This is a genomic window from Streptomyces dioscori (genome assembly GCF_003024195.1).
In the GTDB taxonomy this organism is placed as follows: Bacteria; Actinomycetota; Actinomycetes; order Streptomycetales; family Streptomycetaceae; genus Streptomyces; species Streptomyces dioscori.
Genome location: NZ_KZ679049.1, coordinates 14585 through 30488 on the forward strand (window position 1 = coordinate 14585; position 15904 = coordinate 30488).

Annotated in this window: 12 protein-coding genes; 6 read left to right on the forward strand and 6 right to left on the reverse strand. The window is 70.8% G+C overall.

All coding sequences use genetic code 11. The annotated features are described in order from the left end of the window. Positions 1-52 precede the first annotated feature (52 nt). Positions 53-1561: a glycerol kinase GlpK gene (gene glpK / locus C6Y14_RS27760; protein ID WP_107019588.1), complete on the forward strand. Its 1509-nt coding sequence runs from the start codon at positions 53-55 to the stop codon at positions 1559-1561. Positions 1562-1669: 108 nt separating this feature from the next. On the opposite strand, the gene C6Y14_RS27765 is transcribed toward glpK, so the two are convergent. The 4 genes from C6Y14_RS27765 to C6Y14_RS27780 form a co-directional block, all read right to left on the reverse strand. Continuing rightward, on the reverse strand, positions 1670-2275 hold the full coding sequence (locus tag C6Y14_RS27765) for a GTP-binding protein (RefSeq protein WP_107019589.1): 606 nt from the start codon (positions 2273-2275) through the stop codon (positions 1670-1672). Positions 2276-2336: 61 nt separating this feature from the next. Further along, positions 2337-2732 (reverse strand): DUF742 domain-containing protein, encoded by a 396-nt coding sequence (locus tag C6Y14_RS27770; RefSeq protein WP_107019590.1) that lies wholly within the window; start codon positions 2730-2732, stop codon positions 2337-2339. 9 nt (positions 2733-2741) lie between these two features. Then, positions 2742-3182 (reverse strand): roadblock/LC7 domain-containing protein, encoded by a 441-nt coding sequence (locus C6Y14_RS27775; protein WP_107019591.1) that lies wholly within the window; start codon positions 3180-3182, stop codon positions 2742-2744. Beyond that, the gene (locus C6Y14_RS27780) at positions 3179-6229 is read right to left on the reverse strand and encodes a sensor histidine kinase (protein WP_107019592.1); all 3051 of its coding nucleotides are present in this window, start codon (positions 6227-6229) and stop codon (positions 3179-3181) included. Before C6Y14_RS27780 ends, C6Y14_RS27775 begins: the two co-directional genes overlap by 4 nt. A gap of 721 nt (positions 6230-6950) precedes the next feature. On the opposite strand from C6Y14_RS27780, the gene C6Y14_RS27785 reads away from it, so the two are divergent. After that, positions 6951-7508 carry a hypothetical protein gene (locus C6Y14_RS27785; protein ID WP_404828845.1) on the forward strand — a complete coding sequence of 186 codons (558 nt, stop codon included), beginning with the start codon at positions 6951-6953 and terminating at the stop codon, positions 7506-7508. Between the two features lie 109 nt (positions 7509-7617). On the opposite strand, the gene C6Y14_RS27795 is transcribed toward C6Y14_RS27785, so the two are convergent. After that, complete coding sequence (locus tag C6Y14_RS27795; RefSeq protein ID WP_107019593.1) at positions 7618-8799, reverse strand: NAD(P)/FAD-dependent oxidoreductase; 1182 nt, start codon at positions 8797-8799, stop codon at positions 7618-7620. 445 nt (positions 8800-9244) lie between these two features. Next, on the reverse strand, positions 9245-9565 hold the full coding sequence (locus C6Y14_RS27800) for a bifunctional 3-phenylpropionate/cinnamic acid dioxygenase ferredoxin subunit (RefSeq protein WP_107019594.1): 321 nt from the start codon (positions 9563-9565) through the stop codon (positions 9245-9247). A 215-nt stretch (positions 9566-9780) separates the two neighbouring features. Between C6Y14_RS27800 and C6Y14_RS27805 the strand changes: the two genes are divergently transcribed. The 4 genes from C6Y14_RS27805 to solA all read left to right on the forward strand — a co-directional run bounded on the left by C6Y14_RS27805 (position 9781) and on the right by solA (position 15902). Then, complete coding sequence (locus tag C6Y14_RS27805) at positions 9781-10599, forward strand: IclR family transcriptional regulator (protein ID WP_107019595.1); 819 nt, start codon at positions 9781-9783, stop codon at positions 10597-10599. Between the two features lie 373 nt (positions 10600-10972). After that, on the forward strand, positions 10973-12058 hold the full coding sequence (locus C6Y14_RS27810; protein WP_107019596.1) for an S-(hydroxymethyl)mycothiol dehydrogenase: 1086 nt from the start codon (positions 10973-10975) through the stop codon (positions 12056-12058). 86 nt (positions 12059-12144) lie between these two features. Next, positions 12145-14613: a GcvT family protein gene (locus C6Y14_RS27815; protein WP_107019864.1), complete on the forward strand. Its 2469-nt coding sequence runs from the start codon at positions 12145-12147 to the stop codon at positions 14611-14613. A 134-nt stretch (positions 14614-14747) separates the two neighbouring features. Next, the gene (gene solA, locus C6Y14_RS27820) at positions 14748-15902 is read left to right on the forward strand and encodes an N-methyl-L-tryptophan oxidase (RefSeq protein ID WP_107019597.1); all 1155 of its coding nucleotides are present in this window, start codon (positions 14748-14750) and stop codon (positions 15900-15902) included. The last annotated feature ends 2 nt before the right edge of the window (positions 15903-15904 follow it).

Sequence of the window (15904 nt, forward strand, 5' to 3'; positions counted from 1 at the left end):
GTGACGAGGGGAGCCACTGCCGCCCTACGCAGAATCCGACGAAGGGGACGTCATGACGGACAAGTTCGTCGCCGCGATCGACCAGGGCACCACGTCGAGCCGCTGCATCGTCTTCAACCAGGACGGCGCGATCGTCGCCGTCGACCAGCGTGAGCACCGCCAGATCTTCCCCAAGCCCGGCTGGGTGGAGCACGACGCCACCGAGATCTGGTCGAAGGTGCAGGCCGTGGTCGCGGGCGCGATCGCGAAGGCCGGGCTGCGCGCCGACCAGCTCACCGCGCTGGGGATCACCAACCAGCGGGAGACGACGGTCCTGTGGGACCGCGCCACCGGCAAACCCGTGCACAACGCGATCGTCTGGCAGGACACCCGTACCTCCGCGCTCTGCGCCGAACTCGGCGGCACGGACGGGCAGGACCGTTTCCGCGAGCAGACGGGGCTGCCGCTGGCCAGCTACTTCTCCGGGCCCAAGGCGGCCTGGCTGCTGGACAACGTGCCGGGGCTGCGGGCCCGCGCCGAGCGCGGCGAGATCGCCTTCGGCACGATCGACTCCTGGCTGATCTGGAACCTCACCGGCGGCACCGACGGCGGCCGGCACGTCACCGACGTCACCAACGCCGGCCGCACCATGCTGATGAACCTCGAAACCCTGCAGTGGGACCCGTCCATCCTCTCCGCGATGAACGTCCCCGAAGCGATCCTCCCCGAGATCAAGTCCTCCTCCGAGGTGTACGGGACCGCCGTGGGCCAGCTCGCCGGGGTCCCGGTGGCCTCCGCGCTGGGCGACCAGCAGGCAGCGGTGTTCGGGCAGGCCTGCTACGACGTGGGCACGGCCAAGAACACGTACGGGACGGGCAGTTTCCTGCTGCTCAACACCGGGAACCGGCCCGTGCCCTCGAAGAACGGGCTGCTGACCACCATGGGGTACAAGATCGGCTCGGAGGCGCCGGTCTACTGCCTGGAAGGGGCCATCGCGATCACGGGCGCGCTGGTGCAGTGGTTCCGCGACCAGCTCGGCATCATCCGTACGGCCGATGAGATAGAGACCCTGGCGACGAGTGTCGACGACAACGGAGGCGCGTACATCGTGCCCGCGTTCTCGGGTCTGTTCGCGCCGTACTGGCGCTCCGACGCACGCGGGGTCGTCACGGGGCTGACCCGGTACGTCACCAAGGGGCATCTGGCGCGGGCCGTCCTGGAGGCGACGAGCTGGCAGACACGTGAAGTCGTGGACGCGATGTTCCAGGACTCCGGGGTGCAGATCACGACCCTGAAGGTCGACGGCGGCATGACCAAGAACAATCTGCTGATGCAGCACCAGGCCGATGTGCTCGACGTCCCGGTGATCCGCCCGAAGGTCTCCGAGACGACGTGCCTGGGGGCGGCGTACGCGGCCGGTCTGGCCACCGGGGTGTGGAACGACCTCGACGAGCTGAAGACGCACTGGCAGAAGGACGCCGAGTGGACGCCGTCCATGGAGGCGTCGGAGCGTGACCGCGAGTTCGGCAACTGGCGCAAGGCGGTGGAGAAGAGCTTCGGCTGGCACGACGACGCGCACTGAGTCGCGTTCTCGTGGCGTTGCGCTCTCCGTGCCGTTGTGCTTTTCGTGCTCCACGCGTGTGTGGAGCACGAAAAGCGGAACGAGCACGGGCCTGGGCCGTCGTGTGCGTCAGCCGGTGACGGTGTGCCGGCGTTCGGCCGCGTACGCCATCGCGTGCTGGACGACCTCGATGAGGACTTCCTTGACCGACTCACGGCCGCGTGCGTCGCACAGGACCACGGGGACCGCTGAGTCCAGGTCGAGGGCCTGGCGTACGTCCTCGGCGGGGTAACGGGAGGCACCCTCGAAGCAGTTGACGCCCACCACGAAGGGGATGGAGCGCCGCTCGAAGTAGTCGACGGCCGCGAAGCAGTCCTCCAGACGGCGGGTGTCGGCGAGCACGACCGCGCCCAGGGCGCCGGTCGCGAGCTCGTCCCACAGGAACCAGAAGCGGTCCTGGCCTGGGGTGCCGAAGAGATACAGCACGAGGTCCTCGCGCAGCGTGATGCGGCCGAAGTCCATGGCGACCGTGGTGGTGTGCTTGCCCTCCACACCGCTGGTGTCGTCGACCGGACGGCCCGCCTCGGTCAGCAGCTCCTCCGTGCGCAGCGGCTTGATCTCGCTGACGGCGCCGACCAGGGTGGTCTTGCCGACGCCGAAGCCGCCCGCCACGAGGATCTTGAGAGTGACGGGCTCGACCGGGGCCTTGCCGCGTTCAGTGCGCCCGAAGATCATCGATCTCTTCTCTCGCTTCTCGCTCGCTCAGGTGGTGTCTCGTTGCCGCTGTGCCAGGGGTTCACAGGGCCCGCAGGCCGCTGATCACGTCACGCAGAATGCTTTCGTCCGGCAGTTCCGCCGGGGGGACCGGACGGGTCACATGGACCAGTTCGTCTTCGACGAGGTCGCCGATGAGAACCCGTACGACCCCGATGGGCAGGTCGAGTTCGGCGGCCAGTTCGGCGACCGACTGAGGGGCGTCACGGCAGAGTTCGACGATGTCCACGTGTTCCGGGGACAGGGAGTTGTCCGCCTCCGGGTCGGAGGCGTACTCCTCCGTCACCACCACGGCGATCAGGTCGAGGCGGTGCTGGTTGGGGCTGGTGGTGCGGCCCCGTGTCATGGCATACGGACGGACCACCGGTCCGGCCTCGTCGTCGAACCAGTGGGACAGCTCCTGCCCGTCTCCGCTCATGCCGACTCACTACCCGCCCGAGGACAGTTCGGTGCGCGGAGCGGCGGCGAGATGTGCGCCGACACGCTTCACCAGCAGCGTCATCTCGTACGCGACCTGCCCGACGTCGGAGTCGGCGTCCGAGAGGACGGCGAGGCAGCTGCCGTCACCGGCGGCCGTGACGAACAGGAACGCCTCGTCCAGTTCGACCACCGTCTGCCGGACGCTGCCCGCGTCGAAGTGCCGGCCCACGCCCTTGGCGAGGCTGTGGAATCCGGAGGCGACGGCAGCGAGGTGTTCGCTGTCCTCCCTCGTCAGATCGGTCGAGACCCCCGTGGGGAGGCCGTCTCCGGAGAGCACGAGTGCTTTGCGGATGCTGGCGACACGCGACACCAGGTCGTCGAGGAGCCAGTTGAGCTCCCCCGTCGCCGTGGTGGTCGTGATGTGGCCGGCGGCCTTCGGTGCGGTCATCGGCCGTCTCCCTTAGTCGTTCCTGGTGCTGTGCCGTCCTGGGCCTCGTCGCCCGCGGCGTTCTCCTCGCGCCCACGCCGCCAACCACGCTGGAGCGAGGCCATCCGGTTGCGTACTTCGTCCGCGTCACGCTCCGAGGGATCCGTCGTACGGGCCGGGGCGCGCGTGGTGCGCAGGTCGGGCCCTTCCTTCAGCTGCGGGGCCAGATTGGCCTGCCGTACCCGGCGGGGCAGGCCGGAAACAGGGCTTCCGGCCGGTCCTGCGGTGCGGGCGCCCGTGATGCCGCCCGACGGAGTTCCGGGTGACGGGGCTCCGGCTGACGGGGTGCCGGGACGCGTGCCGTTCGGTTCGATTCCGCGACGCGATCCGCGCTGCGGCAGGGCCGGGGCTTCACCGGGGCCGCCGTCCGCGGCTCCAGGGCCGCGCACGACCGCTCCGCCCGCCACTCCACCCGGCTCGCCGCCGCGGTCCAGGGCCGGGCGGCGCCCACGGTCCGCCGGGCCGTCGCCCGCTCCCGTGGGCCAGTCGTCGGCCTCGCCTCCGCGGACCGGCAGCGGGTCCCCGGTGTCACGGCGTCCCGGCCCGCGCCTGGCGCCCCTCGACCGCTTCGGCAGCTCTTCGAGCACGCCGGAGCGCTCGGACGTCTCCTGGTACCTGGTCCGATCCTGGGCCTGGGCCTGGGCTTGGGCCGACTGGGGCAGGTCCGTGATCTCGCCGTTGTCCGGGCGGTCCGTAGGCTCGTCGCGCCGCGATCTGCCGTGGGTCACGGGGCGGCCGTGCGAGCTGACCAGTTTGGGCGTGCGGCGGCGCGACAGCGACACACCGGACCGCTCGTCGTCCTCGGAGGAAGGTGACGGCTCGCGCGGCGCCTCACGCGTCTCGTCGCCCGGCGTCCCGGCGATGGAACGGCGCGGGCGGAAGATGCCGCCGCGTTCGCCGTCCTCGTCGTCGAGGGCGCCCGGGAAGTCTTCGAGGGCGTCCAGGCCGACGGGCGCCTCCAGTTCGACCGGTCCGTCGAGGATCGACGCCGACAGGCCGGGCAGCGTGACCGGCACCTGCGACAGGGCGGCCCGGCGGCCCTCGTCGGCCTCGTTCTTCGCGTTCCTGGAGGGAACCGCCCGGTCGAGCCGGAACCCGACGCCGTTGGTGTCGGGCACGTCGTCCGAGAGCAGCGCGTCCGGCACGAAGACCACCGCGGTCGTCCCGCCGTACGGGGACGGCTGCAGGGAGACGCGTACGTTCTGCCGCTGGGCGAGCCGGCTGACCACGAAGAGGCCGAGCCGGTCGGTGTCGGACAGCTCGAACTCGGGGGTCTCGGCGAGCCGGAGGTTGGCGTCGAGGAGCGCCTCGGCGGCCATTCCGAGGCCGCGGTCGTGGATCTCCAGGGTGAAGCCGTTGGCGACGCGCTCACCGAGGACCTGTACGGCCGTGTGCGGCGGCGAGAACACCGTGGCGTTCTCCAGGAGTTCGGCCACCAGGTGGGTGAGGTCGGCGACGGCGGACCCGGTGACCGCCATCCGCGGCAGCCGCCGGACCTCGATGCGCTCGTAGTCCTCGACCTCGGCGACGGCGGCGCGTACGACGTCCATCAGCTGGACGGGCTTGCGCCACTGCCTGGAGGGGGCCGCTCCGGAGAGGATCACCAGGCCTTCCGCGTGGCGGCGCATCCGGGTCGTCAGATGGTCGAGGCGGAAGAGGTCGGCGAGTTCGTCGGTGTCCTCGGTCCTGCGTTCCATCGTGTCGAGGAGCGTGAGCTGCTTGTGCAGCAGGACCTGGCTGCGGCGGGCGAGGTTCACGAAGACGTCCGCGACACCGCTGCGCAGTTCGGACTGCTTGACCGCGGCCTCGACGGCGGACCGCTGGAGGCTGTTGAGCGCCTGACTGACCTCGCCGATCTCGTTCTTCTCGTACTCCAGACGCGGGACCTCGGTCTCGACGTCGACCTGTTCGCCCGCGGAGAGGCGGCGCATCACGCTGGGCAGCCGGACGCCGGCGGTCTCGTGGGCCTCCTGGCGGAGGCGGCGCAGGTCGCGGATGAGGCTCCGGCCGATACGTACGGACATGAAGAGCGAGAAGAGCACGGCGGCCAGGCCGAGTACGCCGGCGATGGCCGCCTTGACGATGACGCCGACCGCGACGGGGCGGACGCGGTCCTGGAAGCGGTCGCCCGCCTGGGTGTTGAACTTGTCGAGGCCGTCGAGGACCCCGTCGGCGAGGCCGTCCCAGCTCTTCGCCGTGACTCCGCGCGGGGTGCCCGGCGCGGAGGCGAGGGCGGACTGCTCGGCCACGCGCAGGGGCGCGGTGGCGGCGTTCTTCCAGTAGCGCTCGTAGCGGACGCGCTCGACGGAGGGCAGCTGCGGCAGGTTGCTCTCGTACATGATCGTGCGCTGGGCGACGAGGTCGGAGATGTCGCGTGCCTCGTCGCGGGTCACCTTGCCGACGACGAGGGCGGACCCGAGAAGGGCGTCCTCGCGGGCGAGCAGTTCACGGGCGCGGGACATGTTGACGAGGGCGCGGCCCTGTTTGTCCACGTCCACGTTGTCGAGGACCTGGAGGTTGGCCAGGAGGATGTAACAGGGGTCCACCAGGCGGTTGTAGAGGTCCAGGGCCTGGGCGCGGGTGACGGTGTTGTCCTCGACGCTCTGGCGCAGCGACCCGACGCCGTCGAAGGCGTCCAGGATCGCGGTGAGACGCTCGGTGGTGTCGGAACCCATCTCGTCCCGTACGTCGGAGTCCCTGGCGTTCCTGCGGATCTTCGAGACGACCTCGTCGGTGGCGGTCCGGGTGCGGCGCAGGTCGGTGAGGGCGTCGGAGGCCCGGGGGTCCGCGAGGTAGACGAGGGTCTGACGGCGCTCCGCCTGCAGGACGCTGATGACGTCCTCGGTGGGATAGCCGATCTCCTGCACGATGAACGTCGTGTCGAACAGCTGGTTGACCTCGCGGCCCGTCAGTACGGTGGCGAAGCCCCAGATCCCGGTCAGGGAGACCAGCGGCACGAGAAGCAGCGCCACGATCTTCCGGCGGATGGACTTCCCGCGAAAGCGCATGGCCTCCCCCAGCTCGGCCCCCGGGTCCGGGGGCACACATGTACGGCAACAAACGGCGTGAGCCTACTACCGACACACAGGTATCTCGAAGGCCTGTCCGAGCCTGTCCGGGCCGACCCGGGGCGTATCCGGAACGAGACATCCGCAGTTGTCCGTTCATTGCGGGAGATTGCCTCCCTGAAACCGACACGGTGAAAGGGATGGGATCGGGTCCGCCCGGCGCACCACTTGGCCGAAATTTTTCGATCGCCGGGAATCTTCGGCTTACGCCGATCGTCTGTCTGTATGGAAGTTGGAGGCGGAATCGGCTGCAGGTGCCGGATGCCGCGCCCAGGGGGCGTATAGCAACGCAAGCCGGGCAGCCGATGGGGAGCCGGAGTCTCGTGACACCGGAGCGAGCGGCTGTCAGGCGGTGGGGAGTGACAGGTTGATGGGCACGGCGGAGCGGTACGGGGCACCCGGGACGGGCGCCACGACGATCGCGGAGGCGGAGCGGGGGTCGCAGATCCCTCGCCGGGACATTCCGGCCGACATAGCGGCCGATCTCGCGGCGATGAACCGGGCGGCGGCGGAAGCGGACCGTGTGGCGGAGGCCAGGTGGAGGTCCGCGCTCGCGGCTGGGACCGGAACCGCACCGGTGGCAGAGGCAGGGACCGTGTCCGAGGCAGGAACGGTGTCCGAGGCAGAGACCGTGTCCGCCGCGCAGGCGGGCACGACGGCGGTGGACACGAGGCCGGTGAACACGAGGCCGGTACGGGAGAGCAGGACGGGGGCCGTGACAGGGGCTGTGACGGGAGCCGGGGCGAAGCCCTTCGCGAGGAGCGGGGACGACCGGGTGCCGGAGACCGGGGAAAAGGGCGTCACAGAGGACGAAGAGCAGGCGTACTACCGGCCCTTGTGGGTGGAGGAGCCCGCGAAGAGGCGTCGGCTGCCCGATCCCGTGCGGACGTCCGCGGTGCGCGCCGTCATCATCATCGCCGTCACGCTGATCCAGGCGATGGTCGCCTTCCTGTGCACGCTGGCCGGTTCCTGGCTCGCGTTCCCCATGGTGCTGAGCAGCGTGGCGAGCACGGTGGTGGCCACGTGGGGCGCGCTGGACGTCTGGGTGACGCGCCAGGTGTGGAACCAGCGCAACGGCGTGGTGTCGGAGCCGAGCAGCACCGCCCGGGCCCTGCGGCGCGAGCGGCGCAAGACCCGGCGCCAGGAGCGGTCCGCCGAGCGGACCAAGGAGCGGATACGCCGCCGGGGCGGCGGCGCGGGGCAGTTGTCGCACTCCTGACACATCACGTGTCCTGGGATTTCGGCTCTGACTTCGGTTGCGGCTTCGGTTTTCGCTTCGACTTCGGCCTCGGTTTCGGCTTCGGCTTCGGCTTCGGCTTCGTCGTGTCCTAGGACACCGTCTCCATCGCGCCCGCCCCGCGGCCCAGTTCACGCCGGGCTCGCATGAAGGGGCGGGGGCGGTCCACGGACAGCACCGCGGTCGTCCGGCCCTCGCGCTCGTACAGCGCGAGCAGGCCGTCCTCGCCCGGTGCTCCGTCGGTGACCGTGCCCTCCGCGACGCGGACGGTGTCGGTGTCGAGCCGCCGTCCGGCGAACTGGATCCGCGCTCCGTACTGGTCCGACCAGAAATAGGGCAGCGGGCGTACGGTCTCCGCGGTGTACCCGGCCAGCAGGTTGCGCACGGCGATCCGGGGCTGCTCGGTGGCGCTGGTCCAGTGTTCGGCGCGGGTTCCGCCCACGCGGGCCACGTCTCCGACGGCGACCACCTGGGGCAGAGCCGTCGCACAGCCGTCGTCGCACAGCACGCCGTCGCGCAGCGTGAGCGGTGAGCCCGCCAGCCAGCCGGTGTTGGGGACGGCGCCGATGCCGACGATCACGACATCGGCGGGGAGGAGACGGCCGTCGGTGAGTTCCACTGCGGTGACCGCGACCGTGCCGCGCAGTGCGGCGACGCCCGTGCCCGTGACCAGGTCGACGCCACCACGACGATGCAGTGCGGCGCACACGGCCGCCATCTGCGGGCCGAGTTGCGGCACCAACGGCAGCGGGGCCGCCTCCACGACGGTGACGTCGTGGCCGAGTCCGGCGCACGAGGACGCGGTCTCGGCGCCGATGAAGCCACCGCCGATCACGACGACACGGCGGGCACCCGCGGTGAGTTCGGCGCGCAGGGACCGGGCGTCGTCGAGAGTGCGCAGGGTGTGGACTCCGGGGAGTCCGGGGCCCGGCAGCCGTCGCGCCGAGGCTCCCGTGGCGATGACGACACCGTCGCCGCAGACGGTGCGGCCGCCGTCCAGGAGGACGGTGCGCTCGCGGGTGTCGAGTCCGCGGGCTCGGGTGCCGAGCAGCCACTCCGCGTCGAGTTCGGTGATCTCCTCGGCGTCGCCGAGGGCCAGTCGGTCCTCGCCGGTCCGGCCGGTGAGGAAGTCCTTGGACAGGGGCGGGCGGTCGTACGGGCGGTGCGGTTCGTCCCCGACGACCACCAACCGCCCGTCGAATCCCTGGGCGCGCAGCTCACGGGCCGCGTACAGACCGGAGAGCGAGGCGCCGACGACGATGACGGTCCTCATACGGCTGTCCCCTTCCGGCCGGCGGGTGCGGGCCGCGCGCTTGCGGGAACCGGGGCCGTGCGGACGGAAGTACGCCTGCTGAGCTCGGCCAGGTCCGCGAGCGATGCGCCGTCGCGCCCGGGGGATGCTCCGCTGTGGTCGGCGGAGCCCCCGCTGCGGCCCGCGGACGCCCCGCTGCGGCCGGCGGACGCCCTCCTACGCCTACGCCCGGCGGACACCGGACCCGGATCGGCGGTGCTTCCCGCAGGGGTGAGAGCGATCGGCCCCGGGCCGGTGTGCTCGGCGGTGGTCGGCGTCGCGGTGGTGTCGTGATCGGTGCAGGTCCCCCGGCGTCCCGGGTCCCGTGCCGGGAAGCGCGCGGGCCTCTCGGCGGTACGCCGGGCGGGGCCCGTGAAAAGGTGGAGCCCGTAGGGATGCGCTGTCGTGACTCCCGCACGGGGGATCGTCATGCCGCCGTGCCCTCCTTCGCTGCCACGTGGACATGGATGACGCCGTCGTCGACGGTGACGCGGTGGGTGCGGACGGCGCGGCGCGCGGGCAGACACGTCGGCAGTCCCGTGCGGAGATCGAACGAGGCGGCGTGCAAGGGGCATTCGACCAGGCAGTTCTCCAGCCACCCCTCGGAGAGCGACGCGTCCTGATGGGTGCAGGTGTCGTCGATGGCGTACAGCTCGCCGTCGGCGTTGAACACGGCGATGGGCGGCATGGTGTCGACACGGACGGATTCGCCCGCGGGGAGGTCATCAAGGCGGCAGACGGGAATCACGGGCCCCCCTCTCGGTCCAGGACCCACAGTCCTGGACCTCACAGGTCCGGTCTGGTCCGAGACCTTCCAGGTCACGGACTCTTCGGTAACATGATGTTTCGTATGGCGCACGAGGGAGCGCTATGCGCAACAGAATCCGCGCGGGACGCCCGTCGCGTCAAGGGCTTCCGGCAGATGCGGCTCAAACCGGGCCGCCAGGTGGTGAGAGTTGAGCTATGACCCGCACTCAGAAGCAGGCTGACCGCACAGGGGAGACACCGGAGAAGCAGAGCAGAGGCGCGGGGAGCGCCGTCCAGTCGGTGGACCGCGCGGTGAGCGTGCTGGAGATCCTCGCCCGGCTCGGCGAGGCGGGCGTCACCGAGATCGCCGACGAGCTGGAGGTGCACAAGTCCACGGCCTTCCGGCTCCTCGGAGTGCTGGAGAACCGCGGCCTGGTCGCCCAGGCGAAGGACCGCGGGAAGTACTTCCTGGGGGCCGGCGTACTACGCCTGGCGGGGGCGGCGGCAGTGCGTCTCGACATCTCGCAGGAGGGGGTGCCCGTCTGCCGCGAACTCGCGGACGAGCTGGGCGAGACCGTCAACATCGCGGTCCTCGACGACAACGCGGCGGTCAACATCATGCAGGCCCGGGGCGCCGCGTCGGTCACCGCGCAGAACTGGCTGGGCAGACGCACCCCGTTGCACGCCACCTCCAGCGGCAAGGTCCTGCTGGCCCACCTGCCGCCGACGCTCCGCGAAGGACTGCTGGCCAGGACCCTGCCGCGCTTCACCGAGCGCACGATCACCGGGACGGCCGCGCTGCGCGCCGAGCTGGAGGCCGTGGTCGAGCAGGGGTACGCGTTCGCCCTGGAGGAGCTGGAGCTGGGGCTGGCCGCCACGGCCTCGCCGGTACGCGCGCACGACGGCAAGGTGATCGGCGCGATCAGCGTCTCCGGGCCGGTGTACCGGCTGGACCCGGACCGGTTGCCGGAGCTGGCCAAGCGCACGGTCGCGGCCGCGGCGGACCTCTCGCGCCGGATGGGGTACGGCTTCTGACGGAAGCGCGGGCGCCCACGCGGGCGGACCCGGAACCGGCCGCGGAACGGAGCCCGACACCGGACGCGTACCGACGCGGAACCGGCCGGGGAACGGAGCCGCACACCGGACGCGTACGCGTATGGGACCGGTCACGGAGACGTGCCGGAGGCTGACGGAGCACGGTGCGCACCACGGCGCACCACCGGTTGGAACACCGCGCGGGGTCAGGAACACCTGGCCCCGCGCCTGCGTGTGTCGGACAGATTTCGGGGCGTCGGCTCGTTTTGCCAAGGGTTAACCCGTACCTCTTGACGGCCCCCTGGAGGCGTTCTCACTATGTTCCTCATAGCGCAACCCATAGTGCATTGCGCAACAGCAGAGGAGCTAGGTCGTGCCATACGAGGTTCGTGCCGTAGTCGCTGTGAAGAAGGGCGCACCCGTCGAGGTGCGGACGATCGTCGTTCCCGATCCCGGTCCGGGCGAGGTGCTCGTCACCGTGCAGGCCTGCGGGGTCTGCCACACGGATCTGCACTATCGCGAGGGCGCGATCAGCGACGACTTCCCGTTCCTGCTGGGCCATGAGGCGGCCGGCACGATCGAGGCGGTCGGTGAGGGCGTCACCGACCTCAGGACCGGTGACTACGTGGTCCTTGCCTGGCGCGCCCCCTGCGGTGTGTGCCGTTCCTGCCGCCGTGGCCGCCCCTGGTACTGCTTCGACTCGCGCAACGCCACCCAGCCGATGACCCTTCTCGACGGCACCCCGCTCAGCAACGCGCTCGGCATCGGCGCCTTCGCCGAGAAGACGCTGGTCGCGGCGGGCCAGGCCGTGAAGATCAACCCCGCGGCCCGCCCCGAGGCCGCCGGCCTGGTCGGCTGCGGGGTGATGGCCGGCTACGGCGCGGCGGTGAACACCGGCAACGTCGGGCGCGGTGACACGGTCGCCGTCATCGGCTGCGGCGGTGTCGGCGACGCGGCCATCGCGGGCGCCTGCCTCAACGGCGCCATGAAGGTCATCGCCGTCGACATCGACGACAGGAAGCTAGACCGGGCGGAGAGGTTCGGCGCCACTCACACGGTCAACTCCCGTGGCACCGACCCGGTCGAGGCCGTGCGCGCCCTCACCGACGGTTTCGGGGTCGACATCGCCATCGACGCCGTGGGCCGCCCGGAGACCTTCGAGCAGGCCTTCTACATGCGCGATCACGCGGGGCTGCTGGTGCAGGTCGGTGTTCCCACCCCGGAGATGAAGATAGAGCTGCCGCTGATCGACGTGTTCTCCCGGGGCGGCGCGATCAAGTCCTCCTGGTACGGCGACTGTCTGCCCAGTCGCGACTTCCCGTTCCTCATCGACCAGTACCTCTACGGGCTGCTCGATCTGGGCGCGTTCGTCTCGGAGACCATCGCGCTCGACCAGGTCGAGGAGGCGCTGTCGACCATGCACCGCGGTGAGGTGCTGCGCTCGGTGGTGGTCCTGTGACCGGCCACGAGTCCGACAGCCCCCGTACGGCCGTCGCGCCCCGTGCCGTCGTGACGCCCCGTACGGCCGTCGCGCCCCGTGCCGTCGTGACGCCCCGTACGACCGTCGCGCCCCGTACGACCGTCGCGCCCCGTGTGGTCGTCGTGGGCGCCGGCATCGTCGGCTGCTCCCTCGCGGACGAGCTGACCGCCCGCGGCTGGACCGACGTCACCGTCCTCGAACAGGGGCCGCTCCCCGCTCCCGGCGGCTCCACCTCCCACGCGCCGGGCCTCGTCTTCCAGACCGGTCCGTCCAAGACGCTCACGGCCTTCGCCCGCTACACGGTCGAGAAGTTCAACTCCCTTGAGGTGGACGGCGTCTCCTGCTTCGACCAGGTGGGCGGCCTGGAACTCGCGACCACGCCCGAGCGTCTCGCCGAACTGCACCGCAGGGCCGGTTACGCCGCCTCCTGGGGCGTACGCGGCGAGATCGTGAGCGCGGCCCGCTGCAAGGAACTCTGGCCGTTGATCGACGAGTCGGTCGTCCTCGGCGGTTTCCACACCCCCGACGACGGTCTGGCCCGCGCACTGCTCGCCGCCCGCGCCCAGAGGGAACGGGCCGAGAGCCGCGGCGCCCGCTTCCTGGACCGGCACACCGTCACCGGGATCGAGAAGGAGGACGGCAGGGTCACCGCCGTCGTCACCGATCAGGGCGTCTTCCCGGCCGACCACGTCGTCTCGGCGGCCGGATTCTGGGGGCCGGTGATCGGCCGCATGGCCGGGGTCGACGTACCCCTGCAGCCGCTGGCCCATCAGTACGCGCGGACGAAGCGGCTGCCCGAACTGGCCGGAGCCACCGCGGAGGCGTCGAGGCCGATCCTCCGCTTCCAGGACCGCGACCTCTACTTCCGTGAGCACACCGACCGCATAGGCATCGGCAGTTACGCCCACCGGCCGCTCCCCGTGGACCCCTTCGCGGTCCTCGGTTACGAGGAGGCGCGCGCCGACGGCCTGGAGATGCCGTCGTCGTTCCCCTTCACCGAGGAGGACTGGGCGCCCAGCTGGGACGACTGCCGCCGGCTGATGCCCGCGCTGCACGGGAGCGAGATCGAGGAGGGCTTCAACGGCGTCTTCTCCTTCACCCCGGACGGCATGCCGGTGCTCGGCGAATCGCGTGCGCTGCGGGGCTTCTGGCTGGCCGAGGCCGTGTGGGTGACCCACTCGGCCGGTGTCGCCAAGGCCGTGGCCGAGTGGATGGTCGACGGACGCCCCGGGATCGACGCCCACGAGTGCGACCTCACGCGCTTCGAGGAGGCCCAGCGCTCCCCCGCGTACATCAGGGAACGCGGTTCGCAGCAGTTCGTCGAGGTGTACGACGTCCTGCATCCGCTCCAGCCGATGGAACGGCCGCGGCCCCTGCGGGTCAGCCCCTTCCACCCCCGCCAGCAGGAACTGGGCGCGTACTTCCTGGAGGGCGGCGGCTGGGAGCGTCCGCACTGGTACGAGGCGAACGCGCCGCTCGCCGCCGGTCTTGACGTGCCCGCGCGGGACGCCTGGTCGGCGCGGTACTGGTCGCCCGTCGCGGCGGCCGAGGCGCGGGCGACCCGCGAGAAGGTCGCGCTCTACGACATGACTCCCCTGCGCCGCCTCGAAGTCACCGGCGCCGGCGCCCTCGAATTCCTGCACGGCATGACCAGCAACAACCTCCGCAAGAAGCCCGGCGCGGTCACTTACACGCTGCTCCTGGACGAAACGGGTGGGATCCGCTCCGACCTCACCGTCGCCCGGCTCGGAACCGACCGCTTCCAGGTGGGCGCCAACTCCCCCGCGGACCTCGACTGGTTGACCAGGCACGCCCCCGACGGCGTACACATCCGGGACATCACGTCCGGTACGTGTTGCGTCGGGGTCTGGGGGCCGCTCGCCCGCGCGCTCGTCCAGCCGCTCACCCGCGACGACTTCTCGCACGAGGGCTTCGGCTACTTCCGCGCCAAGGAGACGTACATCGGGCATGTGCCGGTCACCGCACTGCGGTTGAGCTACGTCGGTGAGCTGGGCTGGGAGCTTTACACCAGCGCCGACCTGGGGCTCCGGCTCTGGGACACGCTGTGGGAGGCGGGCCGGGAGCACGGCGTGATCGCGGCCGGGCGCTCCGCCTTCAACAGCCTGCGCCTGGAGAAGGGGTACCGGGCGTGGGGCGTCGACATGACCGACGAACACGATCCGTACGAGGCGGGGGTGGGGTTCGCCGTTCGGCTGGACAAGGGGGAGTTCTTGGGGATGAGGGCGCTGGAGGGACGTGGCGGGCGCGGTGGGCGTCGGCTTACGCCGTTGTTGCTGGACGATCCGGCGGCCGTGGTGCTCGGTAAGGAGCCCGTGTATGTCGACGGGGCCCCTGCGGGGTATGTGACGAGTGCGGCGTACGGGTATTCGGTGGGGCGGTGTGTGGCTTATGCGTGGTTGCCGGTTTTGCCCGTGGGGGCGGGGGTCTCTGTCGAGTACTTCGGGGAGAAGGTTGCGGCGACGGTCGTCGATGAACCTCTCTTTGATCCGAAGATGAGCCGTATTCGGCGGTGATCACCCCCTCCGGGGGGGGAGGGCCGTGGACAGCCTGCGGGTCCGTGGGGGCTGGTCGCGCCGTTCCCCGCGCCCCTTAAAAGCAAAAGACTGCGCCGTTCCCCGCGCCCCTGAAAGCAAAAGACGGAGGTTCCGTGTCTCCCAGTTACGACGTCGTTGTTGTTGGTCTTGGCGGGATGGGTAGTGCCGCTGTTCATCATCTGTCCTCGCGTGGTGCGCGGGTGCTTGGGCTGGAGAAGTTCGGGCCCGTGCACAATCGTGGGTCCAGTCACGGAGGGTCGCGGATCACTCGGCAGTCCTACTTCGAGGATCCGGCGTACGTGCCGCTGCTGCTGCGCGCCTACGAGCTGTACGAGGACGTGGAGCGGGCCACCGGGCGGGACATCGCCACCCTGTGCGGTGGTGTGATGATCGGCCGGCCCGATTCGCTGACCGTCTCCGGTTCGCTGCGTTCGGCGGTCCAGTGGGACCTGCCGCACGAGATGCTCGACGCGGGCGAGATCCGCCGTCGTTTCCCCACCCTCACTCCGCAGGACGACGAGGTCGGGCTCTTCGAGGAGAAGGCCGGCCTGGTCCGCCCCGAGAACATGGTCGCGGCCCATCTGCAGCTCGCCACCCGGCAGGGCGCAGACCTGCACTTCGACGAGCCGATGACCCGCTGGGAGCCGTACCGGGACGGTGTGCGCGTCCATACCGCTGAGAACACGTACACGGCAGGCCAGTTGGTGATCTGCCCGGGCGCGTGGGCGCCGCAGCTGCTCACCGACCTCGGGGTGCCGTTCACCATCGAGCGGCAGGTCATGTACTGGTTCCAGCCCAGGGGCGGGGTCAGGCCCTTCCTGCCCGGGAACCACCCGATCTACATCTGGCAGGACGCGGACGACGTCCAGGTGTACGGCTTCCCCGCCATCGACGGACCGGAGCTGGGCGCCAAGGTCGCGTTCTTCCGCAAGGGGCAGATCTGCACCCCGGAGACCATCGACCGGACGGTCCACGAGGACGAGATCCGGGCGATGGCGGACCACATGTCCCGCTGCGTCCCCGATCTGCCCGGCACCTTCCTCAAGGCCGCCACCTGCATGTACTCCAACACTCCGGACGAGCACTTCGTCATCGCCCGGCATCCCGCGCACCCCGAGTCCGTCACCGTGGCCTGCGGTTTCTCCGGCCATGGCTTCAAGTTCGTGCCGGTCGTCGGCGAGATCCTCGCCGACCTGGCCCTGACGGGGACCACCGCTCACCCGATCGGCCTGTTCGACCCCCACCGCCTCGCCGCCGCGCCCGCCTGAGG

Excerpts from the sequence above, each read along its gene's own strand:
- C6Y14_RS27780 (WP_107019592.1), bottom strand. The coding sequence starts at position 6,229 with ATGCGCTTTCGCGGGAAGTCCATCCGCCGGAAGATCGTGGCGCTGCTT.
- C6Y14_RS27795 (WP_107019593.1), bottom strand. The coding sequence starts at position 8,799 with ATGAGGACCGTCATCGTCGTCGGCGCCTCGCTCTCCGGTCTGTACGCG.
- glpK (WP_107019588.1), top strand. The coding sequence starts at position 53 with ATGACGGACAAGTTCGTCGCCGCGATCGACCAGGGCACCACGTCGAGC.
- C6Y14_RS27805 (WP_107019595.1), top strand. The coding sequence starts at position 9,781 with ATGACCCGCACTCAGAAGCAGGCTGACCGCACAGGGGAGACACCGGAG.
- C6Y14_RS27765 (WP_107019589.1), bottom strand. The coding sequence starts at position 2,275 with ATGATCTTCGGGCGCACTGAACGCGGCAAGGCCCCGGTCGAGCCCGTC.
- C6Y14_RS27770 (WP_107019590.1), bottom strand. The coding sequence starts at position 2,732 with ATGAGCGGAGACGGGCAGGAGCTGTCCCACTGGTTCGACGACGAGGCC.
- C6Y14_RS27775 (WP_107019591.1), bottom strand. The coding sequence starts at position 3,182 with ATGACCGCACCGAAGGCCGCCGGCCACATCACGACCACCACGGCGACG.